Genomic DNA, 23,056 nt, shown 5'->3' on the forward strand with positions numbered 1-23,056 from the left:
CGCATCCCGCGCGCTGCGACCGAAGCGGCCTATGGGCCCACTTCCTGCCGACGCTGCGTGATGTGCGTGCGCTCGCTGCTCCAGGGTCACCGGACGAGCAGCCTGCCCGGGGTGCAAGTAAAATACCGTTTTGAGGTCAGCACCGACAGAGGTGGGGATTTGGCATGATTCCCGCTACCGCCACCTCTGTTGGGCAAATTATATTCATAATGAATGAGTTAGGCAAAAATCGGCAGAAAATGGTTTCGCCGGCGTCTCCGCCGCAGGTTCGACTGGTCGAAGTCGACGACGGCTCGGCCGGCCAGCGGATCGATAATTTCCTCTTGCGCGAGTGCAAAGGCGTGCCGAAAAGTCACATTTACCGCATTTTGCGTAGCGGTGAAGTGCGCGTAAACAAAGGAAGAATAGATGCTACCTATCGCCTTGTGCTTGGCGATATCATTCGTATTCCGCCGGTTCGCGTTGCGGCGCCGGCTGCCGAAGCGCCGGCCTACGTTCCCGCCGCCACCTTCCCCGTGTTGTTCGAAGACGATTACCTCATGGCGATCGACAAGCCGGCCGGGGTGGCGGTGCATGGCGGCAGCGGCGTGTCGTTTGGGGTGATCGAGCAACTGCGCCGCGCTCTGCCGCACCTGAAGTTTCTTGAACTGGTGCACCGTCTCGACCGAGAAACATCCGGGATCCTGCTGCTCGCGAAAAAGCGCTCGGCGCTGGTCGGCATGCACGAGCAGATCCGGCACAACCGGATGGACAAGCGTTACCTGGCTTGCGTCACGGGCGAATGGCGGGACCGTCAGCGTGCGGTCAAGGCCCCACTGTATAAGTATGTGACGGCAGAGGGCGAGCGTCGCGTGCGTGTACAGGAAGACGGTCAGGCATCGCACACGGTATTTCGCATGATGGAGTCGTATCCGCCCTATACGTTGCTCGAAGCGGAACTGAAAACGGGGCGGACCCATCAGATTCGCGTTCACCTGGCGCATTGCGGTACGCCGATCGTCGGTGACGACAAGTACGGCGACTTCACGCTGAACAAGACATTGGCCCGTCCCGGCGCCCGTCCCGGCATCAAGCGGATGTTTCTGCACGCGTGGCGGCTGAAGTTCAACCATCCAGTTTTAGATACGCCGATTGCGTTGGAAGCGGCGTTACCGCCAGAATGTCAGCAATTTCTGAACCAACTTCGAGGCGCTTCTGCCGATGCCAAGCCCTGAGTTCGACCTGGTCGTGTTCGACTGGGACGGGACGTTGATGGACTCGACGCCCACCATTACCCGCTGCATCCAGGCCGCCTGCCGCGATCTGGGGCTGCCCGTGCCGTCCGACGAGATCGCGAGCCACGTGATCGGCCTCGGCCTGCGCGATGCCCTGCAAATGGCCGTGCCATCCCTTGACCCCGCGCACTATCCGCGCCTGTCTGAGCGCTATCGCTTTCATTATTTGATAGGCGACAAGGAGACCGTGTTGTTCACCGGAATCCGTGAGTTGCTCGAAGCCTTGCGCGCGCGGGGGCGTTTTCTTGCCGTGGCGACGGGCAAGTCGCGTGTCGGTCTGAACCGGGCGCTCGAAGCCGCCGGGCTGATGCGGATGTTCGACGCAACGCGTTGCGCCGATGAGACATTTTCGAAACCGCATCCAGCCATGCTGCAAGAGCTGACGCGCGAACTCGGTCAGGACCTGCGTCGCACGGTCATGATCGGCGATACCACGCACGATTTGCAGATGGCGCACAGTGCAGGAACGTCCGCCGTGGCCGTGGCTTACGGCGGTGCGCATCCGCGCGAGCAACTGGTGGCGCTGGAGCCCGCGTATTGCGCCGGGAGCGTGGCCGAGCTGCGCGACTGGCTGCTGGAGCGCGTGTGAGCGAGTCCGTCGTGCCGCTGCCGATCTGCGCGGGCGCCGCGCTCGAGGATGGGGGGCGCGGCGTGCGTTTCGAGGTATGCGTGAGCGGTCGTCGTACCCCAGCGTTCGTGATTCGCTATGGCGGGCACGTCTACGCCTATCTCAATCAGTGCGCTCATGTGCCGATGGAACTCGACTGGTCTGAGGGGCAGTTCTTCGAAACGTCCGGCTTATACTTGATGTGCGCGACGCACGGCGCAACCTATGAGCCCGATACAGGGCATTGCGTTGGCGGCCCGTGTCGCGGCGGTGCGCTGCAGCCCGTGCGCGTGGAGGAGCGCTCGGCTGACCCGAACGGGGGCGATGCCGCTCACACGACCGTCGTCTGGTGGCCCGATGCGTACATCGAAGCGCCCGGACCTTCGACACACTGACGACACGACATCCCGGTTTCAATCGCAGTTTTCGCTTTTTACCCAAAGTTCTCTGGATACTTTATGGCTGACGCCCTGCCGCCTGATTCGCCCCGCACCGAACCTGGTTTTCCTCCGCCCGGTGGGCGGTCGTCGTCGGCAGCGGGGGCCGGCGCGGGCCGCGATCCGGGCGAGGTGAAGCTCTGGGAGCGCGAAATGCTGGAAAAGGTGTTGATGGCCGGCATTCGCGAGCAACGCGCGTCGCGCCGCTGGAAAATCTTCTTCCGGCTGCTGGCGCTGGCGATCGTCGCGCTTGTCATCTGGTCGATTTCCGATTTCGATGGCGGTACGGCAACGGTCGGCGCGGGCTCCGGCAAACATACCGCGCTGGTCACGCTGAGCGGCGAGATCGCGCCCGACGGTCAGGCGAGCGCCCGGAAGATCAACGCGGCGCTCGAATCGGCTTTCGAAGACTCGTCGGCGGCGGGCGTGATTCTACGCATCAACAGCCCTGGCGGCAGCCCGGTTCAGGCCGGCATGATCTACGACGACATCATGCGTTTGCGGGCGAAGTACCCGAAGAAGCCGCTGTATGTCGTGGTCGAAGAGATTTGTGCCTCGGGCGGCTACTACGTTGCGGCGGCCGCCGACAAGATCTACGTCGACAAGGCGAGCATCGTCGGTTCCATCGGCGTGTTGATGGATGGCTTCGGTTTCACCGGGTTGATGGACAAGCTCGGCATCGAGCGGCGATTGCTGACGGCTGGGCGTAACAAGGGGTTCCTTGACCCGTTCTCGCCGCAGACGGATCAACAGAAGACGTATGCCCTCGACATGCTCGAGCAGGTCCATCAGCAGTTCATCGGCGCGGTGAAGAAGGGGCGTGGCAATCGACTGAAGGACGACCCGGATCTGTTCAGCGGCCTGTTCTGGACGGGCCAGCGTTCAATCGAGCTGGGTTTGTCGGACGGCCTCGGCACGGTCGATTCGGTGGCCCGCGACGTACTCAAGGCGCCGAATCTCGTCGACTACACCGTCAAGGAAAACTTGCCTGAGCGCGTGGCGCGACGTTTCGGTGCGGCCGTGGGTGCCGCGGCGATGAAGACGATGATGATGGGCGCGACCCTCTCGCTCAAGTAACGCCCACGCATCGCGGAACGCAAGCACGCAAGTGACAACGCCACGGAAGATCTCCGTGGCGTTGTCTTTTGCTGAGGCCGATAGCGGGCGTTACTGGCCCAGAAATAGGAAAATGGCGGGGCGCTTGTGCAGATCGATACGCGTCTGAGGCCATCCCTGGATCCGATGCGTGACAATCTGCTCGCCGTCCTGCGTGACGTCGACCGCGACGCACAGCAGGGTGGAGGCGTCGCAGGTCTGCAGTAGCGCATCGAGCATGGCCTTGTTGCGATAGGGCGTCTCGATGAAGATTTGCGTCTGCTTCTCCTTGCGCGAGCGTTGTTCGAGTTCGCGCAAGCGCTTCGCTCGATCGGCCGCGTCCGTCGGCAGGTAGCCGTGGAAGGCGAAACTCTGCCCGTTCAGTCCGCTGGCCATCAAGGCGAGCAGGATCGAACTCGGGCCGACGAACGGCACCACGCGCACCCCTTTCTCGTGCGCCCGTCGCACCAGCAGCGCACCCGGGTCCGCCACGGCCGGGCAGCCGGCCTCCGAGACGAGGCCGCCATCGGCACCGGCAAGCATCGGCGCGAGGAGCGCATCGATGGCCGCTGCCGGCGTGTTGACGTTCAACTCGCGAATGTCGATTTCCTGAATCGGCGTGGACACCCCGACCAATTTGAGGAATGCTCGCGTGCTCTTGGCCTGTTCGCCGACAAAATACGTCAGACCGGCCGTCACGTTGCGGACGTCTTCAGGCAGTACCGCCGGCAGGCCGCCGCGGGTGTTCGTGCCAAGCGTATTCGGGATCAGATACAGCGTGCCGCTCATGCTGGCGCTCCTGTTGCGTCGGGGCCGGGGCCTGGCAGGCGAATGCCGGTGTTCATCAACATGGTCGTGAGCGCAATCAGTGGCAAGCCGATGAGCGCGGTCGGGTCGTCATTCTCGATGGTTTCGAGCAGCATGATGCCCAGTCCTTCGGATTTGGCGGCGCCGGCGCAGTCGTAGGGTGTCTCGGCATGAAGATAGGCGGCGAGCACCTCGTCGGGCAGATTGCGGAACTTCACCCGTGTCACGACATCTTTGGCCTGACTTTCGCCGTTGCGGGCATCGTGCACGCACAGGGCGGAGTGAAACTCGACGACCTTGCCGCGCATGTCGCGCAACTGTGTCATGGCGTTCTCGAAATTGCCGGGTTTGCCGATCTGGCGGCCTTCGAACGTGGCGACCTGGTCGGCGCCGATGACGATGGCGCCCGGTCGGCGCCCAGCCACCGCCCGGGCCTTCTGACGGGCCAGGCGCAGCGAGGTATCGTGCGGCGTCTCGCCGGGGACGGGCGTTTCGTCGATGTCCGGGACGTCGACCGTAAAGGGCACGCGCAGGCGCTCGAGCAACTCACGTCGATAGCGCGATCCGGAGGCCAGGATCATGGGTGGCGGGGGATGTGCGGTCATCAGGTTTAAGTGTTTGACGAGAAACGAAAAACTATTTAGAATTCACGGCTTTTGCAATCTGGCGCTCGGTCCCGCCAGTCTGCGCGGTACGGGTCCAAACGTCCGGAAACGGTGTTGGATCAAGGCGCTGCGGGTGGCAGGGGACGTTGAAAACGCGCTCAGATGCGCCAAAGGCAAGGATGAGCGTGATGAACGAATATATCGTCGATCTGTTCGAATTCGCGCGTACCGGCCGGGTGGCGGAAGGTGACGTGCAACTTGCGGCATTGCCGCGCATGGTAACCGAAGTGCCTGCCGAAGTCTCGGCGTCGGGGCGCGCCCAGGGCGTGTTCCACTGGCGCGCCGCAGGCGTCGAGAAGCAGGTGCTGCGTGCCGACGGGAAGCCTGCGGTGGCGCAGTTCCTGACGCTGTCGGTCGAAGGCCCGATGTGGCTCGAATGCCAGCGATGCCTTACGCCGTACCAGGAGCCGCTCGATTCGGAGACGACCTTCGAGGTTGTGCGTGACGAAGCGGCCGCGGAAGCCCGGCCCCTCGATGAAGATGAGTTCGAGGCGTTGGTCGGCTCCAAACATTTCGATTTGCGCGAGCTGATCGAGGAAGAATTGCTGTTGGCTTTGCCGATCGTGCCCAAGCACGAGGTGTGTCCGACTGTGCACGAAAGCCTGGCCACGGGCGACGACGGGTTGACCGAACCTGCCCCGCCGCCCGAAGAAGAGGATAAGCCGTCTCCGTTCGCGGCGCTGGCAGCGCTCAAGCGCTCGCCGGACAAGGACGGAAAGTAACGTGCGGCCGGGTCTCCGGCGCACCAAAGTACAAGTTTGCGTTAGTCGCACAGGTCGGGCCGACAGGCCGACACCGTAGGGCGGCGCTCGAACTGTGTTAAAATTTCGCGATATTTTGAGGAGTTATCATGGCCGTTCAACAGAACAAGAAGTCGCCGTCGAAGCGCGGCATGCACCGTTCGCACGATTTCCTGACCGCGCCGGCGACTGCCGTCGAGCCGACGTCGGGTGAGACGCATATGCGTCACCACATCTCGCCGAACGGTTTCTACCGTGGTCGCAAGGTCATCAAGACCAAGAACGACTAACTCGGCCCTCCAGGCGATACGCGCCCATCATGGCGCTGTTTGATCGTCCGATGTGGCAAAAGCGGCACTCATCCTGCCGCTTTTTTTGTTACCTGTACCGCAAGCCAATCACGTCGACATGACAGTCACCCTGACGATCGATTGCATGGGCGGAGATCACGGCCCATCGGTGACGGTGCCGGCCGCGGTTCGCTTCGTGCAGTCCACCGACGATGTCGAACTTGTGCTGGTCGGACAGCAGGAGGTCATTAACGCGCAACTCGCAAAGTTGCGCGCGACGGATCACCCGCGCCTGTCCGTGGTCAACGCGACCGAAGTTGTCGCGATGGACGACTCCGTCGAGACCGCCCTGCGCAGGAAGAAAGACTCCTCGATGCGTGTGGCGCTCAACCTGGTCAAGGACGCGCGCGCGCAAGCCTGCGTATCCGCCGGCAATACCGGCGCATTGATGGCCGTCTCGCGCTATGTGCTCAAGACGCTGCCGGGCATCGAGCGGCCCGCCATCGCCACCGTGCTGCCGAACCAGAAGGGCGGTTACACCACGATGCTCGATCTCGGCGCGAACGTCGATTGCGAGCCGACCCATTTGCTGCAATTCGCCGAGATGGGTCATGCGCTCGTCGCGGCGGTCGATGGCAAGGAGCGTCCGTCGATCGGCCTGCTTAATATTGGCGAAGAAGTCATCAAGGGCAACGACGTCATCCGGCAGGCCGGCGAGCTGTTGCGCGGCTCCACGCTGAACTTCTACGGCAACGTGGAGGGCAACGATATCTATCGCGGCACGACCGACATCGTCGTGTGCGACGGTTTCGTGGGCAATGTTGCCCTCAAGACTTCCGAAGGCCTGGCACAAATGCTCGGCGACATGATCCGCGAAGAATTCACCCGTACGTGGTGGACGAAGGTGATCGCTGTCGTTGCGCTGCCGATTCTCTCCCGCTTCAAAAGCCGCGTCGATCATCGCCGTTACAACGGGGCAGCATTGCTCGGGTTGCGTGCGCTCGTGATCAAGAGCCATGGCTCCGCCGATGCCTACTCGTTTGAATGGGCCATCAAACGCGGCTATGATGCAGTTCGCAACGGCGTGCTCGACCGTTTGTCGCGCGCCATGCATGAGAATCAGACCCAGCTCCAGGACAACAAGCCGGTGGGCGCCATTCCGGCGCTCTGACGCCGGCGGCCTCGCTCCGGCGCTCTAACCGATCATAAGATGACTCAGTCCGCGATTCATTCCCGCGTCGTTGGTACCGGCAGCTACCTGCCGGCGCGCCGCGTGACCAATCAGCAGTTGGCCGACGAGCTGGCCACCCGTGGCATCGAGACGAGCGACGAGTGGATCGTTGCTCGCACCGGTATCCAGGCCCGCCATTTCGCCGCGCCCGATCAAACGAGCAGCGACATGGCGGTGGAAGCCGCCAGGCGCGCGCTCGACATGGCCGGCTTGAGCGCCAACCAGCTCGACCTCATCATCGTCGCCACGTCGACGCCGGATTTCGTGTTCCCGAGCACCGCCTGCCTCGTGCAGAACAAGCTCGGTATCGACAACGGCTGCGCGGCGTTCGACATTCAGGCGGTTTGCTCCGGCTTTGCCTACGCCATGGCGACGGCCGACAACTTCATTCGCACCGGTGCGTACCGCAACGTCCTCGTGATCGGTGCCGAGACCTTCTCGCGCATTCTCGATTTCACGGACCGCACGACCTGCGTGCTGTTCGGCGACGGTGCGGGCGCGGTCGTGTTGCAGGCGTCCAGCGAGCCGGGCATTCTGGCGAGCGCGCTGCATGCGGACGGCAGCCACGCGAACATTCTGTGCGTGCCGGGCAATGTGAGCGGCGGCGCGGTGCAGGGTGAAGCGTTCCTCTATATGGACGGCCAGGCCGTGTTCAAGCTGGCGGTGCGCGTGCTGGAAAAAGTGGCCAACGAGGCCCTTGAGAAGGCCGGTTTGGCGGCGTCGGCGATCGACTGGCTGATTCCTCATCAGGCCAACCTGCGCATCATGACGAGCACGGCCCGCAAGCTCGGACTGCCGGAAGAGAAGATGGTCGTGACCGTCGACCAACATGGCAATACGTCGGCCGCGTCGATTCCGCTGGCGCTCGACGTCGCGGTTCGTGACGGGCGCATCAAGCCGGGCCAGAACGTCATGATCGAAGGCGTGGGCGGCGGCTTTACGTGGGGCGCCGTGCTGTTCCGCATGTAAGTGGACCCGGCGCCAAGGCGCCACGCGGACCTGACGGTGGGCCTTCGGGGCGCCGCGTGGGGCGGCGCGCCCCACGCCGCCAGGTCGGTGCGCGACAGGGGGCCGCAATGTTTCTGAATCTGACTGCAAAACCAGGCGCTATGACATTCGCTTTCGTTTTCCCGGGACAAGGTTCCCAATCGGTGGGCATGCTCGATGCCTTCGCGGACAACGCGGTAGTGCGCGAGACCCTTGCCGAAGCTTCGGATGCCCTTGGGCAGGATATGGCCAAGCTGATCGCCGCCGGCCCGGCCGAAGACCTCAATCTGACGACCAACACTCAGCCGGTGATGCTCACCGCCGCCTACGCGATGTACCGCGCATGGTTGGCCGAGGGCGGTGCCAAGCCCGCGTTCGTTGCGGGCCACAGCCTCGGTGAATACACGGCGCTGGTCGCCGCGGGCGTCATCGCGTTCAAGGATGCCGTGCCGCTCGTGCGTTTTCGCGCGCAAGCGATGCAGGAGGCCGTGCCCGTCGGGCAAGGGGGCATGGCGGCCATTCTGGGGCTGGATGACGACACCGTTCGCAACGTCTGCGCCGAAGCATCGGCCGCGGGCGTCGTCGAGGCCGTCAATTTCAATGCTCCGGCACAGGTCGTGATTGCCGGCGCGAAGGCGGGCGTGGAAAAAGCCTGCGAACTGGCGAAGGCCGCCGGGGCAAAGCGCGCGCTCGTGCTGCCGGTGTCGGCGCCGTTCCACTCGTCGCTGCTCAAGCCGGCGTCGGATCGTCTGCGCGAATATCTGGCCGACGTGACGTTCAGCGCGCCGCAGATTCCGCTCGTCAACAACGTCGATGTCGCCGTCGAAACCGACGTGGCGCGCATCAAGGAGGCGTTGGTGCGTCAGGCCGCGGCGCCGGTGCGCTGGGTCGAATCGGTCAAATGGCTCGCGGCGCAGGGGGTGACCCAAGTCGTTGAATGTGGTCCGGGCAAGGTGCTGAGCGGCCTGACCAAGCGCATCGACGGCACGCTCACCGGGCTCGCGATCACCGATCCGGCGTCGCTCGGCGACGTGCGCGCGCAACTCTCGTAAGACACAGTCAAGGGTATTTCTCTCATGAGCAAGCAACTCGATAACCACGTGGCGCTGGTGACCGGCGCTTCGCGCGGCATCGGTCGTGCCATTGCCCTCGAACTCGCTCGCCAGGGGGCGACGGTTGTGGGCACCGCCACCAGCGAAGCCGGCGCGCAGGGCATTACCGCGTATTTCAGCGAGGCCGGTGTGACGGGCAAGGGCATCGTCCTGAATGTGACCGATGCCGAAGGCGTGGCTGCGGCACTCGACGACATCCTCAAGCAGTACGGCAAGCTCGACGTCCTCGTCAATAACGCCGGCATCACGCGCGATAATCTCGCCATGCGGATGAAGGACGACGAGTGGGACGACGTGATCGACACGAACCTCAAGGCGATCTTCCGTCTGTCGCGAGCGGTCATCAAGCCGATGATGAAGGCGCGCAGCGGCCGCATCATCAACGTGACGTCGGTCGTCGGCTCGGCGGGCAACCCGGGCCAGGCCAATTACGCGGCCGCCAAGGCGGGCGTTGCCGGGATGGCCCGTTCGCTGGCCGCTGAGATCGGCAGCCGAAACATCACCGTCAACTGTGTCGCCCCGGGCTTCATCGACACCGATATGACCAAGGCGCTGGGCGAAGCGCAGCACGAGGCGCTCAAGGCACGGATTCCGCTGGGCCGCCTCGGTGCGCCGGAAGACATCGCCAACGCCGTGGCGTTTCTCGCGTCGCCGCAGGCGGGTTACATCACCGGGACGACGCTGCACGTGAACGGTGGCATGTTCATGAATTAAGGGAATTTCGTCGGAATTGTGCTAATAATGCGCAATTTTGAGCGATATTGAACATTATTTGGCGCAGGCTAACTTTGCTTGGCAAACCTGTTAAAATGCGCGCACTTGTCTGAACTAACTACCCCGGAGGGTTTGAATGGATAACATTGAGCAACGCGTCAAGAAGATCGTCGCCGAACAACTTGGTGTGAACGAAGCTGACGTCAAGAACGAATCCAGCTTTGTGAACGATCTCGGCGCCGACTCGCTCGACACGGTTGAGCTGGTGATGGCACTGGAAGAAGAGTTCGAGACGGAAATCCCGGACGAGCAAGCTGAAAAGATCACCACGGTGCAGCAAGCCATCGATTACGTTCAAGGCAATTCCAAGGCCTAAGAGGCCCGCGGAGGATCGCCTGGACGGCCGGGGTGCCGACCGGTTCCCGGCGCCAGGCATGCCTGTCAGCCGCAGGGAGCACAGGGTCGAACCCTGTCGCCTCTGTGGCTTTTGTTTTGTAAGACCCAGCAGAAGAAGGGGAGTATCGTGAGTCGTCGTCGCGTCGTCATTACCGGTCTGGGCCTGATCTCGCCGGTCGGCAACACTGTTGCCGAGGGTTGGGAGAATCTGGTCGCAGGCCGTTCGGGCATCGCCAACATCACGAAGTTCGATGCGAGCGAATTCAAGGTGCAATTCGCCGGCGAAGTCAAAAACTTCGAGACCGAGAAGTATCTGTCGGCCAAAGAAGCGCGCCGCATGGATACCTTTATCCATTACGGCCTCGCCGCAGGCATTCAGGCGTTCGAAGACAGTGGCCTCGCCGTCACCGAAGCGAACGCGGAACGTATTGGCGTGCTGGTCGGTTCGGGCATTGGCGGTCTGCCGATGATCGAAGACACGCATGACGATTTGCTCAAAGGCGGCCCGCGCAAGATTTCCCCGTTCTTCGTGCCGGGCTCGATCATCAACATGATCTCGGGCCACCTGTCGATCAAGTACGGCCTGAAGGGGCCGAACCTGGCGATCGTTACCGCCTGCACGACCGGTCTTCACTGTATCGGTCAGGCCGCGCGCATGATCCAGTACGGCGACGCCGATGCGGTGCTTGCCGGTGGTGCAGAATCGACGGTGTCGCCGCTGGGGATTGGCGGTTTTGCCGCGATGACCGCGCTGTCCACGCGCAACGACGATCCGGCGACGGCCAGCCGTCCGTGGGACAAGGATCGCGACGGCTTCGTGCTGGGCGAAGGCGCCGGCGTGATGATGGTCGAAGAGTACGAGCACGCCAAGGCGCGCGGCGCGAAGATTTACGCCGAGCTGACGGGCTTCGGCATGAGCGCCGACGCGTATCACATGACGGCCCCGTGCGAAGACGGCGACGGCGCGCTGCGCGCCATGACCAACGCGCTGCGCGATGCCGGCATCAATGCCGATACCGTGAACTATGTGAATGCGCACGGCACGTCGACCCCGCTGGGCGATATCGCCGAGACGGTTGCCGTCAAGCGCCTGATGGGCGATGCCGCCAGGAACGTCGTGGTGAACTCGACCAAGTCGATGACCGGTCACCTGTTGGGTGGCGCGGGCGGCCTGGAGTCGGTGTTTACCGTGCTGGCCGTTCATCATCAGAAGTCGCCGCCGACGATCAACATCTTCAATCAGGACCCCGCTTGCGACCTGGATTACTGCGCAAACGTGGCGCGCGATCTGAAAATTGACGTCGCATTGAAGAACTCTTTCGGATTCGGCGGGACTAACGGCACGCTGGTCTTCCAGCGAGTCTAAGTTCGCGGGACGCCGCGCAGGCGTCCCGTTCCGCTGACCCACGCTCCGGTGAGTGTGCCCGGGCGTGCGGCGTAACAGACACTTCCCGCCGCGGTGGCCCGTGCTGCCGTGGAGCCATCAGGCCCGACCGGGGCCTGGCCGCCAGAGAAAATACGGATCCCAATCAGGTGAGTGAACGAGAAATCGACCAGGCGCTCGTCGAGCGCGTGCAAAAAGGCGACAAAGCCGCCTTCGAGCTGCTGGTCGCGAAATATCACCGCAAGATCATCCGCCTCGTATCGCGGCTCGTGCGCGACGCCGCCGAGGTCGAGGATGTGACGCAGGAGGCCTTTATCAAGGCCTACCGTGCCTTGCCGCAGTTTCGCGGCGAGTCGGCGTTCTATACCTGGCTGTATCGTATTGCTGTCAACACGGCAAAGAACCACCTGGCAACGCAGGGACGCCGTGCACCGACTTCGACTGAAGCGAACGCTGAAGAAGCGGAAACTTTTGCCGAGGCTGATCAACTAAGGGATATCAACACGCCTGAGTCGTTGCTGATGAGCAAGCAGATTGCTCAAACGGTCAACGCGGCGATGGAGGCTTTGCCCGATGAGCTTCGAACGGCCATTACCCTGCGGGAAATCGAGGGGTTGAGCTACGAAGAGATCGCCGAAGCCATGGGGTGCCCGATCGGAACGGTCCGTTCGCGAATTTTCCGGGCGCGTGAAGCGATTGCCAGCCGGCTCAGGCCGCTGCTGGACACGCCTGACGGCAAGCGCTGGTGAGCGCGCCGCCGGGGAAGTTATTTTCGTTAGGGGATATCATGGGATCAGCGACGGTGCAAACGCAGCGGGGGCTGCAAGCCGAGCGAATTTCCGCGTTGGTGGACGGGGAATTCGATTCGGACGAGCTGGCTGCCCTGCTGGATGAGGCTGACGCTTCCGGCCGGCCTTTGTGGGACGACTACCACCTGATTGGAGACGCCTTGCGTTCCGATGAGTTGACGTTGCCGCGATCGGAGTCGGCCTTCATGGCGGCCTTCTCGGCGCGCCTCGAAACCGAGCCTCACCTCCTCGCGCCGGCCGCACTGGCCGATGCCCAGGCAAGCGCCGCACAGGGCGCCAAGACCGCGGGCTCGCGCGTCACCCGTATCAATCCGTTCCTGCGCGTACGCCGCGTGCTGCCAACGGCGGCTGCCGCGGCGGCCGTGGCGGCGCTGTCATGGGTCGTGGTGCCGCGTCTACAGGATCACCCAGCCGGCGGCACGCAGCCGCAGGTGTTGGCTCAGGCCGCAACGCCGGCCGCCGGGGGCAGTAACCTCACGCGCGTTACGCTGTCGCAACCGTCGCAAGCCGCCGTGGCGGCCAACGGCGCGAGTGCGGGGGCGCCGAACGATCTGATCGTGCTGCGCGATGCGCGGCTTGACCAGTATCTGGCGGCACATCAGCAATATGCCCCGACGCCGATCGGCCAGGGCGTTTCCCCTTATATGCGAGCCTCGGCGCAAGCGGACGAATAAATGCAGCGCCTGAGTATCGAATCCTTGCCACGTGCGCCCATCGGGCGCACCTTCTTCCTGTTCGCCTTGCTGCTGGCGACCACGCTGCAATCGCAGGCGTGGGCCCAGGCTTCCGCGCCGACGAACGACCCGCTGATCGAGCGGCGCGAAGTCGGCGCGTGGCTCAACAAGATCCATCGCGCGGCGCAGACGCAAAACTACATCGGTACATTCGTTTATCAGCGTGGTTCGACCATGCGCTCTTCGAAGATCAGTCACTTCGCCGAGAAGGGTAACGAGTACGAAGCGCTCGAGACGCTGGACGGACGTCAGCGCCGCATTCTTCGGCAGAACGACGATGTCTACACGCTCATTCCCGAGCAGAAGACCGTGTTTCTGGAAAAGCGCGAGAGCAAGGACTCGTTCCCTGCCTTGCTCGCCACGCCCAATCGCGATGTGCTCGACTATTACGCACCGAAGCTGCTGCCGAATGAGCGCATGGCGGGCTTTGACTGCATGGTGATCGAACTCACGCCAAAGGACGAGTACCGCTTCGGCTACCGGCTGTGGGCCGATCGCAACACCGGCCTGTTGCTGCGCGCACAGACCCTCGATGCCGAAGGCCATTTGCTCGAGCAGGCGGCGTTCTCGCAGATCTCGATCGGTGTGCCGAGTGAGAAGGCGCGCATCGTGCACGCCATTCAGGCAACGCATGGCTGGCATGTCATCAAGCCGCAAATCGTACCGATGCATCTGTCCGATGCCGGCTGGAGCATCGACGTCGACAAGAAGGTGCCGGGGTTCAAGGCGGTGCGCGAAGTGCGTCGCACCATGCGATCGACGGCCGACGGCAAACCGTTGGAAGTCCAGCAGGTGGTATATTCAGACGGCATGGCCGGACTTTCGGTATTTATCGAACCGGCCACGCGAGAGCGCAAGGAAGGCCACGGCAGCGCCGGCGCGACGAATATTCTCATCAAGCGCTTTGGTGACTACTGGCTGACCTTGCTTGGCGAAGTGCCGCAGGCAACCTTGCAGCAGTTTGCTTCCAGTATCGAGTACAAACAGCCGGCGAAGTGACCGGCTGTCGGGTGGGCCGCGACCGGTGACGGTGCGGTCCGGGCAGCGAGGCACCGACAGACGCAATGCCCTGTCGGAGGGCTGGACTGCCTTCAAGCATTCCGAGACTATCGCGCACCACGATCTTCCAATGAAGAAGACCTTCCTGCTTCGTGTCATCCTTGGCGGTGCCATTGCCGCGCAATTGGCGGGGGCACCTGCTGCTTTTGCCGCCCCGGCCTCGGGGTCGGCGGCGCCACTTGTCAGCAATCTTCCCGATTTCACCCAGTTGGTCGACCGAGTCGGCCCGGCCGTCGTGAACATTCGGACGACCGAGCGCGTCAGCCGCAGTCAGAGTGGCTTGCCGCCCGGCATGGACGGCGACATGGCCGAGCTGTTCCGCCGCTTCTTCGGTGTGCCCCTGCCGCAGCAGCCGGGCCCGAAGGGCGGTACGCCCCGACGCGGCCAGCCGCAGCCGGATGAAGAGCAGAACAGCGGCGTCGGATCGGGCTTCATCGTCTCGGCCGACGGCTACATCCTGACCAACGCGCACGTGGTCGATGGCGCCGAAAGTATCTACGTCACCCTCACCGACAAACGCGAGTTCAAGGCGAAGCTGATGGGGGCGGACAAGCGCACCGACGTCGCCGTGGTCAAGGTCGACGCCAAGGACCTGCCGACCGTGCCGGTGGGCGACTCGAACAAACTGCGCGTTGGCGAATGGGTGGTGGCGATCGGTTCGCCGTTCGGTCTCGACAATACGGTAACGGCGGGCATCGTATCGGCCAAGGGCCGCGATACGGGCGATTACCTGCCGTTCATTCAGACGGACGTGGCCGTGAACCCAGGCAATTCGGGGGGGCCGCTCATCAACATGCGCGGCGAGGTGGTCGGCATCAACTCGATGATCTATAGCCAGACCGGTGGCTTCATGGGCATTTCGTTCGCGATCCCGATCGACGAAGTCATGCGCGTAGCCGACCAGCTCAAGAAGAGCGGCAAGGTCGTGCGCGGCCGGATCGGCGTGGCGATCAGCGAGGTCAGCAAGGAGGTCGCCGATTCGCTGGGGCTGCCGCGGGCGCAAGGCGCGCTGGTTCGCAGCATCGAGCCGGGGAGTCCGGCCGAGAAGGCGGGGGTGCAGCCGGGTGACATCATCATGAAGTTCGAGGGCCGGGCCGTCGATCATGCGACCGACCTGCCGCGCATGGTCGGCGAGACCAAGCCCGGTTCGAGCGCGATGCTGCAGGTGCTGCGCAAGGGCAAGAACCAGGACTTGCGCATCACCGTCGCGGAAGCCGATACCGATACGCCGAAGGCGTCCAAGGCGCAGAGCGGGAGTGCGGACACGCCCCACCCAAATGCGCTGGGCCTGGTGGTCTCCGACCTGACCGAGTCGCAGAAGAAGGACATGAAGCTGCGCGGTGGCGTGCAGGTCGAACTGGCCGAAGGTTCGGCGGGACGGGCCGGTTTGCAGCAGGGTGACATCATCCTGCGCGTGGGCGATGCAGACATCGTCAGCGCGAAGCAATTCGAGGACGTGGTCAAGGCGCTCGATCCGAAGCGCCTCGTGCCGATCCTCGTGCGGCGCGGCGATGCCACGCAATTCGTGCCGCTGCGTCCGCGCACGCCCGGCAAGTAATACCGCTGTCTCATGCATACGCCGGCGCTGACGCTCTATGGCCGCAAGTGGTGTCATCTTTGCGATGACATGCTTGCGGCGCTCGAAGCGATGCGTCCGGCGTGGAATTTCTCCGTCACCGTCATCGACGTCGACAGTGACCCGGCGCTGGAAGCGCAATACGACGAGATCGTGCCGGTGCTTGCGCTTGGCGAGCGCGAGTTGTGCCGGTATCGTTTCGACGCAGCGGCGGTCGCTGCCGCATTGCGCTCAGGTTGACGTTTCGCGCTATCCGCTCCCTGCCTCGAACGACGCCCGATCGTCTCAAGCTTCCCGCCATTTCCGATGGACTGCCGCGATACATGCGATTCCAGACGGCATCGCCACGCTTTCGGCTAAAATATCGTGTTTGCCGATTCTCTCGAAAGTCGCTGCCGAGCCGAATCCGATGGCACCGACTCTTCTCTAGCCTCGCCTCATGGACCATATCCGCAATTTTTCGATCATCGCCCACATCGACCACGGGAAATCGACCCTGGCCGATCGCATCATCCAGTTGAGCGGCGGTCTGTCCGATCGTGAAATGGAATCCCGGGTCCTCGACTCGATGGATCTCGAGCGAGAGCGTGGCATCACCATCAAGGCACAAACGGCCGCCCTGGAATACAAGGCGCGTGACGGCAAGGTGTACAACCTGAACCTCATCGATACGCCGGGCCACGTCGACTTCTCGTACGAGGTGAGCCGCTCGCTCTCCGCATGCGAGGGCGCACTGCTCGTGGTGGATGCCTCGCAGGGCGTGGAAGCGCAGACCGTGGCGAACTGCTACACGGCGATCGAGCTGGGCGTGGAAGTCGTGCCGGTGCTCAACAAGATTGACCTGCCGTCGGCCGAACCGGAGAACGCGATCCAGGAGATCGAGGACGTGATCGGTATCGAGGCAACCGACGCCGTGCGCTGCTCCGCGAAGACCGGCTTCGGCGTGGAAGAGGTGCTCGAAGCGCTCATCGCCAAGGTTCCGCCGCCCAAGGGCGATGCCGCCGCCCCGCTGCAAGCGTTGATCATCGACTCGTGGTTCGATAACTACGTGGGCGTGGTCATGCTGGTGCGCATCGTCAACGGCACGCTCAAGCCGAAGGAAAAAATTCAGTTGATGGCCACGGGCGCGACCTACCCGGTCGAGCAAGTGGGGGTCTTCACGCCGAAGTCGCAGCCGCGCCCGTCGCTGTCGGCCGGCCAGGTGGGCTTCATCATCTCGGGCATCAAGGAACTGGGCGCCGCGAAGGTCGGCGATACCGTCACGCATGCGCTGACGACCACGACCAAGCCAGCGCCCGAGGCGCTTCCGGGCTTCAAGGAAGTCAAGCCGCAGGTGTTCGCCGGCCTCTACCCGGTCGAGGCGAACCAGTACGACGCGCTGCGCGAATCGCTCGAAAAGCTCAAGCTCAACGACGCCTCGCTGCAATACGAACCTGAAGTTTCGCAGGCACTGGGATTCGGTTTCCGTTGCGGCTTCCTGGGCCTGCTGCACATGGAAATCGTGCAGGAGCGTCTGGAGCGCGAGTTCGACATGGACCTCATCACCACGGCGCCGACCGTGATCTATGAGGTGGTCGAGCGCGATGGCACGGTGACCACGGTGGAAAACCCGTCGAAGATGCCGGATCCGGGCCGTATTGAAGAAGTGCGCGAGCCGATCGTCACGGTCAACCTGTACATGCCGCAGGAGTATGTCGGCTCGGGGGGGACCCTGTGTCAGCAAAAGCGCGGCGTGCAGATCGATATGCAATACCACGGCCGTCAGGTGCGCCTCATTTACGAAATTCCGATGGCCGAGATCGTGCTCGACTTCTTCGATCGTCTGAAGTCGGTGTCGCGCGGTTACGCGTCGATGGACTACGAGTTCAAGGAGTACCGCACGTCGGACGTCGTCAAGGTCGACATGCTGATCAACGGCGACAAGATCGACGCGCTGTCGATCATCGTGCACCGTTCGGAGAGCCGCCGTCGCGGCGCGCAGGTCGCGTCGAAGATGCGCGAAATCATTCCGCGCCAGATGTACGATGTGGCGATTCAGGCGGCTATCGGCGCAAACATCATTGCCCGTGAGAACATCAAGGCTTTGCGCAAGAACGTGCTGGCCAAGTGCTATGGTGGCGACATCTCGCGCAAGAAGAAGCTGCTTGAGAAACAGAAGGAAGGTAAGAAGCGCATGAAGCAGGTGGGGAGTGTCGAGATTCCTCAGGAAGCGTTCCTTGCCATTTTGCAAGTCGAAGACAAATAACGTAGCGACAGGTCCCGCATGAATTTCGCCCTGATTCTTTTTGTCCTGGTGCTGGTGACCGGGGTGGCCTGGTTGGCCGACAAGTTGGTGTTTCAACCGGCGCGCCGCCGGGCAGCACAGGACGCCCTGGCGCAATTCGATCAACAGCAGCTTGCCACGCAGGGGTCTGGCATCCAGGGCTCCGGCTCACAGGATAGCGGCGTGATCGCAAGTGCGCGTGCGAAAGTGCGCGACGACAAGCTGCGTCAGCCATGGTGGCTCGAGTATTCGGCGAGCTTCTTCCCCGTGATTCTCGCGGTGTTCGTGCTGCGCTCGTTCGTGGTCGAGCCGTTCAAGATTCCGTCGGGCTCCATGATTCCGACGCTGCTCGTGGGCGACTTCATCCTCGTGAACAAGTTCGACTACGGCATTCGCCTGCCGGTGGTCAACAAGAAGATCATCTCGATCGGTGAACCGAAGCGGGGCGATGTGATGGTGTTTCGCTACCCGAAAGATGAGTCGATGGACTACATCAAGCGCGTGATCGGCCTGCCGGGCGACGTGGTGGCCTACGAGAACAAGAAGCTCACGGTGAACGGCCAGCCGGTGTCGGAGACCGCCATGCCGGACTACTTCGACGAGGAGCATATCGCCTACTTCAAGCAGTTCGAAGAGACGGTGGGCGGCGTGAAGCACCGCATTCTGAACGACCCGAACGTGCCGCCATACATCCTGGGCGCCGACGACTTTCCGAACAAGCAGAACTGCCAGTACAACAGCCAGGGCGTGATCTGCAAGGTGCCGGAGGGCAACTACTTCATGATGGGCGATAACCGCGACAATAGCGCGGACAGCCGTTACTGGGGCTTCGTGCCCGAGCAAAACATCGTGGGCCGGGCCTTCTTCATCTGGATGAATTTCTCGAACCTCAAGCGCTTGGGCGGCTTCCAGTAAGCTTGCCGGTCGACGGGGAGGCCATCCCCCCCCCGGGCGACGGTTTGATTAATGCGGAAATTGGCGATAAAAAGCCGATTTCCGCATTATTATTTTCAATTTTGAATTAAATGATGCGACGGGAAAGGGACACGGGGGAGATCGATGTATCGTCACCCCGGAAATGTCCGATCCCGCCCCCTCTCGCGAGTCCGAAAAGCCCGCCGCAAGGCGGTCCGGCCCGTCGTTTCTTGGCGACGACGCGCGCCGGGGCGGGAGCGTCGCGCTATACTTGCGCCATGCCTCAATCTCTGAACCCACTGGAAGAACGTCTCCAGTACCGCTTCCACGATGCGGAATTGCTTTGCCAAGCACTGACGCACCGTAGCCATAGTGCCGCCAATAATGAGCGGTTGGAGTTTCTTGGCGATTCCATCCTCAACTGTTCGGTCGCAGCGATCCTGTTCCGTCGCTACGGCAAGCTCGACGAAGGCGACCTCTCGCGTGTGCGCGCCAATCTCGTCAAGCAGCAATCCTTGTACGAAATCGCGCAGACATTGGGCGTCTCCGAATTCCTGCGCCTGGGCGAAGGCGAACTCAAGAGCGGTGGTTTCCGTCGCCCGTCGATTCTGGCCGATACCCTTGAAGCGCTGTTCGGGGCAATGTATCTCGATGGCGGGTTCGAGGCGGCGTATGCCGTGATCGAGCGGTTGTACACGCCCGTGCTTGAACATGTCGATCCGAAAACGCTCGGCAAGGACGCCAAGACGCTGCTCCAGGAATACCTGCAAGGCCACAAGATTGCGCTGCCGCAGTACACGGTGACCGCGACGCACGGCGCTGCGCACAACCAGCAGTTCGAGGTGGAGTGCACGGTGCCGAAGCTCGACATCAAGGCCGGCGGATCGGGCGCGAGCCGACGAGCGGCCGAGCAGGCGGCTGCCAAGAAGGCGCTGGAGGAAGTGCAGAAGATGCCGGCACTTGCCAAGCCGAAGGCCGAAAAGAGCGCCAAGGCCGCAAAGAAGCGGGCGGCGAAGGCTGCGGCATCCGAGGCGAAAATGGCGGAGAGCGTCGGGCAGATGCGCGCTGCGCCGGCCATGACGGCGCCCGTTGGCAACGGTGCCGCTCGCACGGCGACAGCGCCCGCGGAAAAAACGGCCGACAAGGCAGCCGATAAGGCCACCGACAAGTCTGCCGAAAAACCTGCGGCTGAGAAGTCGGACGCCGCCAAGCAGCCCCCGGCCGCCGCCTGAGCCCCATTCAGGGGAAGGGCGCAACGCGCCGCCCCCTTTCAAGAGAGTTTCCAAACATGAACGATAAGACGGATTTTCGCTGCGGGACCGTGGCGATCGTCGGGCGTCCGAACGTCGGCAAATCGACACTGCTCAACGCCCTCGTCGGTCAGAAGATCAGCATCACCTCGCGCAAGGCGCAGACGACGCGGCATCGCATTACCGGCATTTGCACCACGGACGATGCGCAGTACATCTTCGTCGACACGCCGGGGTTTCAGACGCGTCACGCCACTGCGCTGAACCGATCGCTCAATCGCGCCGTGACCTCCACGCTGTCCAGCGTCGATGTCGTCATGTTCGTCATCGAAGCGGGCAACTTCGGGCCGGACGACGAGAAGGTGCTCAAGCTGCTGCCCGACAACACCCCGGTGCTGCTCATCGTCAACAAGTTCGATCGCATTGCCGACAGAGCGGAAATTCTGCCGTTCCTGAAAAGGGTGGGCGACCTGCGCGACTTCCGCGAGATCGTGCCGCTGTCCGCGAAGCGTCCAGACGATACCCAGCGGTTGCTTGGGGTGTTGCGTCCGTACCTGCTCGAAGGCGAGCCGATCTATGGCGAAGACGATCTCACCGACCGAAGCGAGCGGTTCATGGCGGCCGAGATCCTGCGTGAGAAGGTGTTCCGCTGGACGGGCGACGAGCTGCCGTACACAAGCACGGTGATCATCGACAAATTCGAGCAGGAAGGGGATCTGCGCCGCGTGTTCGCAACGATTCTGGTCGATCGCGACAGCCACAAGGCGATGATCATCGGCAACAAGGGGGCGAAGCTCAAACAGATTTCCACCGATGCCCGTCTCGATATGGCGAAGCTCTTCGACGGGCCCGTGTACCTGGAAGTCTGGATCAAGGTGAAGGGTGGCTGGGCCGACAACGAGGCCGGCCTGCGGGCGTATGGCTACGAGTGAACCGGACACCTTACGTGACGAGATTGCACCGCCGGACGATGTGACGTTGGCGGAAAGCAGCGCCTCGGCTGCCGGTGCGCCGCTGACGTCGGTCCCTCGTACCTCGCACGCCGGGGCAATCGGAGCGCGGCCGGCTCGCCAGGCGCGCAGTGCGCGCGCGCGGAGTGTCGACGACGATGCGTCGGACGCATTCCAGCACGCCGAAGCCACCGCCGATACCGTCAAGCGCGAAGCGAAACGCGTGCGCCGTGCGCCATCGCCCGCCCGGGCGGCCGAGCGCGAGCAAAGCCGCGTGACCGAGCAGCCCGGCTTTGTGCTGCACAGCTATCCCTACCGCGAAACCAGCCTGATCATCGACGTGCTCACGCGCGACCACGGCCGCGTCGCGCTCGTGGCGAAGGGGGCCAAACGTCCGCACTCGGCGCTGCGTGGCGTACTCCAGACGTTTCAGCCGCTCTCGCTCGCCTGGCTTGGCAAGGCAGAGCTGCGTACGCTGACCAAGGCTGAGTGGGTTGGCGGATTGCGTCCGCTTGAAGGCGATGCGCTGCTCAGCGGCTTCTACCTGAACGAATTGCTGGTGAAGTTCTGCGCGCGCGACGATCCGCACGACAAGCTCTTCCAGCACTATCTGACCACGCTGCATCATCTCGCGCATGGTGAGCCGGCGGGTATCATCCTGCGGGCATTCGAGCGCGTGCTGCTGCGTGAGACCGGTTACGCCGTGGCGTTCGACCGCTGCACGCAGACGCGCGGCAAGGTCGCGCCCGAGCGCCGCTACGTGTTTCATCCAGACCGGGGGGTACGCCCGGCGGGCGGCGATGAACCGTCGGACTGGCCGGTCGTCATCGGGCAGACGTTGCTCGACATGGAGCAAGACGATTATTCCCGGGCGCAGACCGTGCAGCAAAGCAAGCTGCTCATGCGCTTTCTTCTCAACCACCACTTGGGCGGCGTTCCGCTCAACACGCGGCAGATCCTGCTCGACCTGCAAAAACTATGAGCCTCTTCTTCCACGGCAACCCCATCGACCTCGGGGTGAACATCGATCACGTCGCCACGGTGCGCAACGCGCGCGGCACGGCCTATCCCGACCCGGTCAGGGCGGCATTGCTGGCTGAAGCGGCGGGCGCCGATGTCATCACGCTGCACCTGCGTGAAGACCGTCGTCATATTCGCGACGACGATGTGGCGAATCTGCGCGACAAGTTGCTCACGCGGATGAACCTCGAGTGTGCCGTGACGGACGAGATGCTGGCGATCGCATGCCGCACCAAGCCGCACGACGTTTGTCTGGTGCCGGAGCGTCGTCAGGAACTGACGACCGAAGGCGGGCTGGACGTCGTCGGTCAGTACGACCGTGTGGCTGCCGCGACGCAGCAACTCGGCGAAGTGGGCAGCCGTGTGTCGCTGTTCATCGATCCGGACGAAGCGCCGATCCGCGCGGCGGCGCGCATGGGCGCGCCGGTGGTCGAGCTGCACACCGGCCGCTACGCGGAGGCGCACGACGAGGCCACGCGCGAGGCCGAGTTCGCCCGCATCGAACGCGCCGTCGCGCTCGGTCTGTCGTTGGGCCTGCGCGTCAACGCCGGACATGGCTTGCATTATGAAAATGTGCAGCCGATCGCCGCGATCGAGGGCATTTCCGAACTGAACATCGGACACGCGATCGTCGCCCACGCCCTTTTCGTGGGCTGGGAGAACGCCGTGCGCGAGATGAAGGCCATCATGGTCGCCAGCCGCATCGCGGCGCGCGGCTGAGTCACGACGCCTTTCCCCCCC

At 63.2% G+C, this 23,056-nt stretch carries 24 protein-coding genes and 1 pseudogene; 23 read left to right on the forward strand and 2 right to left on the reverse strand.

The window, feature by feature from the left end; all coding sequences use genetic code 11:
* Positions 1 to 209 precede the first annotated feature (209 nt).
* The 4 genes from A985_RS0105995 (at position 210) to A985_RS0106010 (ending at position 3,395) form a co-directional block, all read left to right on the forward strand.
* Entirely contained in the window at positions 210 to 1,214 is a 1,005-nt protein-coding gene (locus A985_RS0105995) for an RluA family pseudouridine synthase (protein ID WP_026131693.1), read from the forward strand.
* Positions 1,201 to 1,863, forward strand: coding sequence for an HAD family hydrolase (locus A985_RS0106000; RefSeq protein WP_017232494.1), 663 nt, complete (start codon positions 1,201 to 1,203; stop codon positions 1,861 to 1,863). Before A985_RS0105995 ends, A985_RS0106000 begins: the two co-directional genes overlap by 14 nt.
* Positions 1,860 to 2,276, forward strand: a complete 417-nt coding sequence (locus A985_RS0106005; protein ID WP_017232495.1) for a Rieske 2Fe-2S domain-containing protein — start codon at positions 1,860 to 1,862, stop codon at positions 2,274 to 2,276. The genes A985_RS0106000 and A985_RS0106005 overlap by 4 nt, the downstream gene beginning before the upstream one ends.
* Before the next feature lie 63 nt (positions 2,277 to 2,339).
* Positions 2,340 to 3,395: a S49 family peptidase gene (locus tag A985_RS0106010; RefSeq protein ID WP_017232496.1), complete on the forward strand. Its 1,056-nt coding sequence runs from the start codon at positions 2,340 to 2,342 to the stop codon at positions 3,393 to 3,395.
* Positions 3,396 to 3,485: 90 nt separating this feature from the next.
* Here A985_RS0106010 and A985_RS0106015 read toward each other — a convergent pair whose 3' ends face one another.
* The gene (locus A985_RS0106015; RefSeq protein WP_017232497.1) at positions 3,486 to 4,202 is read right to left on the reverse strand and encodes an SAM-dependent methyltransferase; all 717 of its coding nucleotides are present in this window, start codon (positions 4,200 to 4,202) and stop codon (positions 3,486 to 3,488) included.
* The gene (locus A985_RS0106020) at positions 4,199 to 4,825 is read right to left on the reverse strand and encodes a Maf-like protein (protein WP_026131694.1); all 627 of its coding nucleotides are present in this window, start codon (positions 4,823 to 4,825) and stop codon (positions 4,199 to 4,201) included. The genes A985_RS0106015 and A985_RS0106020 overlap by 4 nt, the downstream gene beginning before the upstream one ends.
* A gap of 179 nt (positions 4,826 to 5,004) precedes the next feature.
* On the opposite strand from A985_RS0106020, the gene A985_RS0106025 reads away from it, so the two are divergent.
* The 19 genes and pseudogenes from A985_RS0106025 (at position 5,005) to pdxJ (ending at position 23,035) form a co-directional block, all read left to right on the forward strand.
* Entirely contained in the window at positions 5,005 to 5,607 is a 603-nt protein-coding gene (locus tag A985_RS0106025) for a YceD family protein (RefSeq protein ID WP_017232499.1), read from the forward strand.
* Positions 5,608 to 5,735: 128 nt separating this feature from the next.
* Positions 5,736 to 5,915 (forward strand): 50S ribosomal protein L32, encoded by a 180-nt coding sequence (gene rpmF / locus A985_RS0106030; protein WP_017232500.1) that lies wholly within the window; start codon positions 5,736 to 5,738, stop codon positions 5,913 to 5,915.
* Positions 5,916 to 6,033: 118 nt separating this feature from the next.
* Entirely contained in the window at positions 6,034 to 7,086 is a 1,053-nt protein-coding gene (plsX, locus tag A985_RS24435) for a phosphate acyltransferase PlsX (RefSeq protein ID WP_051060079.1), read from the forward strand.
* Positions 7,087 to 7,125: 39 nt separating this feature from the next.
* Positions 7,126 to 8,115, forward strand: a complete 990-nt coding sequence (locus A985_RS0106040; RefSeq protein WP_017232502.1) for a beta-ketoacyl-ACP synthase III — start codon at positions 7,126 to 7,128, stop codon at positions 8,113 to 8,115.
* 140 nt (positions 8,116 to 8,255) lie between these two features.
* On the forward strand, positions 8,256 to 9,185 hold the full coding sequence (gene fabD / locus A985_RS0106045) for an ACP S-malonyltransferase (RefSeq protein ID WP_017232503.1): 930 nt from the start codon (positions 8,256 to 8,258) through the stop codon (positions 9,183 to 9,185).
* A 24-nt stretch (positions 9,186 to 9,209) separates the two neighbouring features.
* Positions 9,210 to 9,959: a 3-oxoacyl-ACP reductase FabG gene (gene fabG, locus A985_RS0106050; RefSeq protein ID WP_017232504.1), complete on the forward strand. Its 750-nt coding sequence runs from the start codon at positions 9,210 to 9,212 to the stop codon at positions 9,957 to 9,959.
* Between the two features lie 136 nt (positions 9,960 to 10,095).
* Positions 10,096 to 10,335, forward strand: a complete 240-nt coding sequence (gene acpP, locus A985_RS0106055) for an acyl carrier protein (RefSeq protein WP_017232505.1) — start codon at positions 10,096 to 10,098, stop codon at positions 10,333 to 10,335.
* A 147-nt stretch (positions 10,336 to 10,482) separates the two neighbouring features.
* Positions 10,483 to 11,721 (forward strand): beta-ketoacyl-ACP synthase II, encoded by a 1,239-nt coding sequence (fabF, locus tag A985_RS0106060; protein WP_017232506.1) that lies wholly within the window; start codon positions 10,483 to 10,485, stop codon positions 11,719 to 11,721.
* A 167-nt stretch (positions 11,722 to 11,888) separates the two neighbouring features.
* Positions 11,889 to 12,488 (forward strand): RNA polymerase sigma factor RpoE, encoded by a 600-nt coding sequence (rpoE, locus tag A985_RS0106065; RefSeq protein ID WP_017232507.1) that lies wholly within the window; start codon positions 11,889 to 11,891, stop codon positions 12,486 to 12,488.
* A gap of 38 nt (positions 12,489 to 12,526) precedes the next feature.
* Positions 12,527 to 13,222 (forward strand): sigma-E factor negative regulatory protein, encoded by a 696-nt coding sequence (locus A985_RS0106070; protein WP_017232508.1) that lies wholly within the window; start codon positions 12,527 to 12,529, stop codon positions 13,220 to 13,222.
* On the forward strand, positions 13,223 to 14,281 hold the full coding sequence (locus A985_RS0106075) for a MucB/RseB C-terminal domain-containing protein (RefSeq protein WP_017232509.1): 1,059 nt from the start codon (positions 13,223 to 13,225) through the stop codon (positions 14,279 to 14,281).
* 130 nt (positions 14,282 to 14,411) lie between these two features.
* On the forward strand, positions 14,412 to 15,899 hold the full coding sequence (locus tag A985_RS0106080; protein WP_017232510.1) for a DegQ family serine endoprotease: 1,488 nt from the start codon (positions 14,412 to 14,414) through the stop codon (positions 15,897 to 15,899).
* Between the two features lie 12 nt (positions 15,900 to 15,911).
* The gene (locus tag A985_RS0106085; protein WP_017232511.1) at positions 15,912 to 16,157 is read left to right on the forward strand and encodes a glutaredoxin family protein; all 246 of its coding nucleotides are present in this window, start codon (positions 15,912 to 15,914) and stop codon (positions 16,155 to 16,157) included.
* 199 nt (positions 16,158 to 16,356) lie between these two features.
* On the forward strand, positions 16,357 to 18,162 hold the full coding sequence (lepA, locus tag A985_RS0106090; RefSeq protein WP_017232512.1) for a translation elongation factor 4: 1,806 nt from the start codon (positions 16,357 to 16,359) through the stop codon (positions 18,160 to 18,162).
* Between the two features lie 18 nt (positions 18,163 to 18,180).
* Entirely contained in the window at positions 18,181 to 19,095 is a 915-nt protein-coding gene (gene lepB / locus A985_RS0106095) for a signal peptidase I (RefSeq protein WP_017232513.1), read from the forward strand.
* 278 nt (positions 19,096 to 19,373) lie between these two features.
* A pseudogene (gene rnc, locus A985_RS24440) lies at positions 19,374 to 20,324 on the forward strand (ribonuclease III); the annotation flags it as partial.
* 59 nt (positions 20,325 to 20,383) lie between these two features.
* Complete coding sequence (era, locus tag A985_RS0106105) at positions 20,384 to 21,277, forward strand: GTPase Era (RefSeq protein ID WP_017232515.1); 894 nt, start codon at positions 20,384 to 20,386, stop codon at positions 21,275 to 21,277.
* The gene (gene recO / locus A985_RS24445) at positions 21,264 to 22,277 is read left to right on the forward strand and encodes a DNA repair protein RecO (protein ID WP_017232516.1); all 1,014 of its coding nucleotides are present in this window, start codon (positions 21,264 to 21,266) and stop codon (positions 22,275 to 22,277) included. The genes era and recO overlap by 14 nt, the downstream gene beginning before the upstream one ends.
* Positions 22,274 to 23,035 carry a pyridoxine 5'-phosphate synthase gene (pdxJ, locus tag A985_RS0106115; protein ID WP_017232517.1) on the forward strand — a complete coding sequence of 254 codons (762 nt, stop codon included), beginning with the start codon at positions 22,274 to 22,276 and terminating at the stop codon, positions 23,033 to 23,035. The genes recO and pdxJ overlap by 4 nt, the downstream gene beginning before the upstream one ends.
* Positions 23,036 to 23,056: the final 21 nt, after the last annotated feature.

The sequence above is a fragment of the Pandoraea sp. B-6 genome (genome assembly GCF_000282835.1).
Lineage (GTDB): Bacteria > Pseudomonadota > Gammaproteobacteria > Burkholderiales > Burkholderiaceae > Pandoraea > Pandoraea cepalis.

Coding starts and splice junctions, on each gene's coding strand:
- A985_RS0105995 (WP_026131693.1), top strand. CDS start 210: ATGAATGAGTTAGGCAAAAATCGGCAGAAAATGGTTTCGCCGGCGTCT.
- A985_RS0106000 (WP_017232494.1), top strand. CDS start 1,201: ATGCCAAGCCCTGAGTTCGACCTGGTCGTGTTCGACTGGGACGGGACG.
- A985_RS0106010 (WP_017232496.1), top strand. CDS start 2,340: ATGGCTGACGCCCTGCCGCCTGATTCGCCCCGCACCGAACCTGGTTTT.
- A985_RS0106015 (WP_017232497.1), bottom strand. CDS start 4,202: ATGAGCGGCACGCTGTATCTGATCCCGAATACGCTTGGCACGAACACC.
- A985_RS0106020 (WP_026131694.1), bottom strand. CDS start 4,825: ATGACCGCACATCCCCCGCCACCCATGATCCTGGCCTCCGGATCGCGC.
- A985_RS0106025 (WP_017232499.1), top strand. CDS start 5,005: ATGAGCGTGATGAACGAATATATCGTCGATCTGTTCGAATTCGCGCGT.
- rpmF (WP_017232500.1), top strand. CDS start 5,736: ATGGCCGTTCAACAGAACAAGAAGTCGCCGTCGAAGCGCGGCATGCAC.
- plsX (WP_051060079.1), top strand. CDS start 6,034: ATGACAGTCACCCTGACGATCGATTGCATGGGCGGAGATCACGGCCCA.
- A985_RS0106040 (WP_017232502.1), top strand. CDS start 7,126: ATGACTCAGTCCGCGATTCATTCCCGCGTCGTTGGTACCGGCAGCTAC.
- fabD (WP_017232503.1), top strand. CDS start 8,256: ATGACATTCGCTTTCGTTTTCCCGGGACAAGGTTCCCAATCGGTGGGC.
- fabG (WP_017232504.1), top strand. CDS start 9,210: ATGAGCAAGCAACTCGATAACCACGTGGCGCTGGTGACCGGCGCTTCG.
- acpP (WP_017232505.1), top strand. CDS start 10,096: ATGGATAACATTGAGCAACGCGTCAAGAAGATCGTCGCCGAACAACTT.
- A985_RS0106070 (WP_017232508.1), top strand. CDS start 12,527: ATGGGATCAGCGACGGTGCAAACGCAGCGGGGGCTGCAAGCCGAGCGA.
- A985_RS0106075 (WP_017232509.1), top strand. CDS start 13,223: ATGCAGCGCCTGAGTATCGAATCCTTGCCACGTGCGCCCATCGGGCGC.
- A985_RS0106080 (WP_017232510.1), top strand. CDS start 14,412: ATGAAGAAGACCTTCCTGCTTCGTGTCATCCTTGGCGGTGCCATTGCC.
- A985_RS0106085 (WP_017232511.1), top strand. CDS start 15,912: ATGCATACGCCGGCGCTGACGCTCTATGGCCGCAAGTGGTGTCATCTT.
- lepA (WP_017232512.1), top strand. CDS start 16,357: ATGGACCATATCCGCAATTTTTCGATCATCGCCCACATCGACCACGGG.
- lepB (WP_017232513.1), top strand. CDS start 18,181: ATGAATTTCGCCCTGATTCTTTTTGTCCTGGTGCTGGTGACCGGGGTG.
- era (WP_017232515.1), top strand. CDS start 20,384: ATGAACGATAAGACGGATTTTCGCTGCGGGACCGTGGCGATCGTCGGG.
- recO (WP_017232516.1), top strand. CDS start 21,264: ATGGCTACGAGTGAACCGGACACCTTACGTGACGAGATTGCACCGCCG.
- pdxJ (WP_017232517.1), top strand. CDS start 22,274: ATGAGCCTCTTCTTCCACGGCAACCCCATCGACCTCGGGGTGAACATC.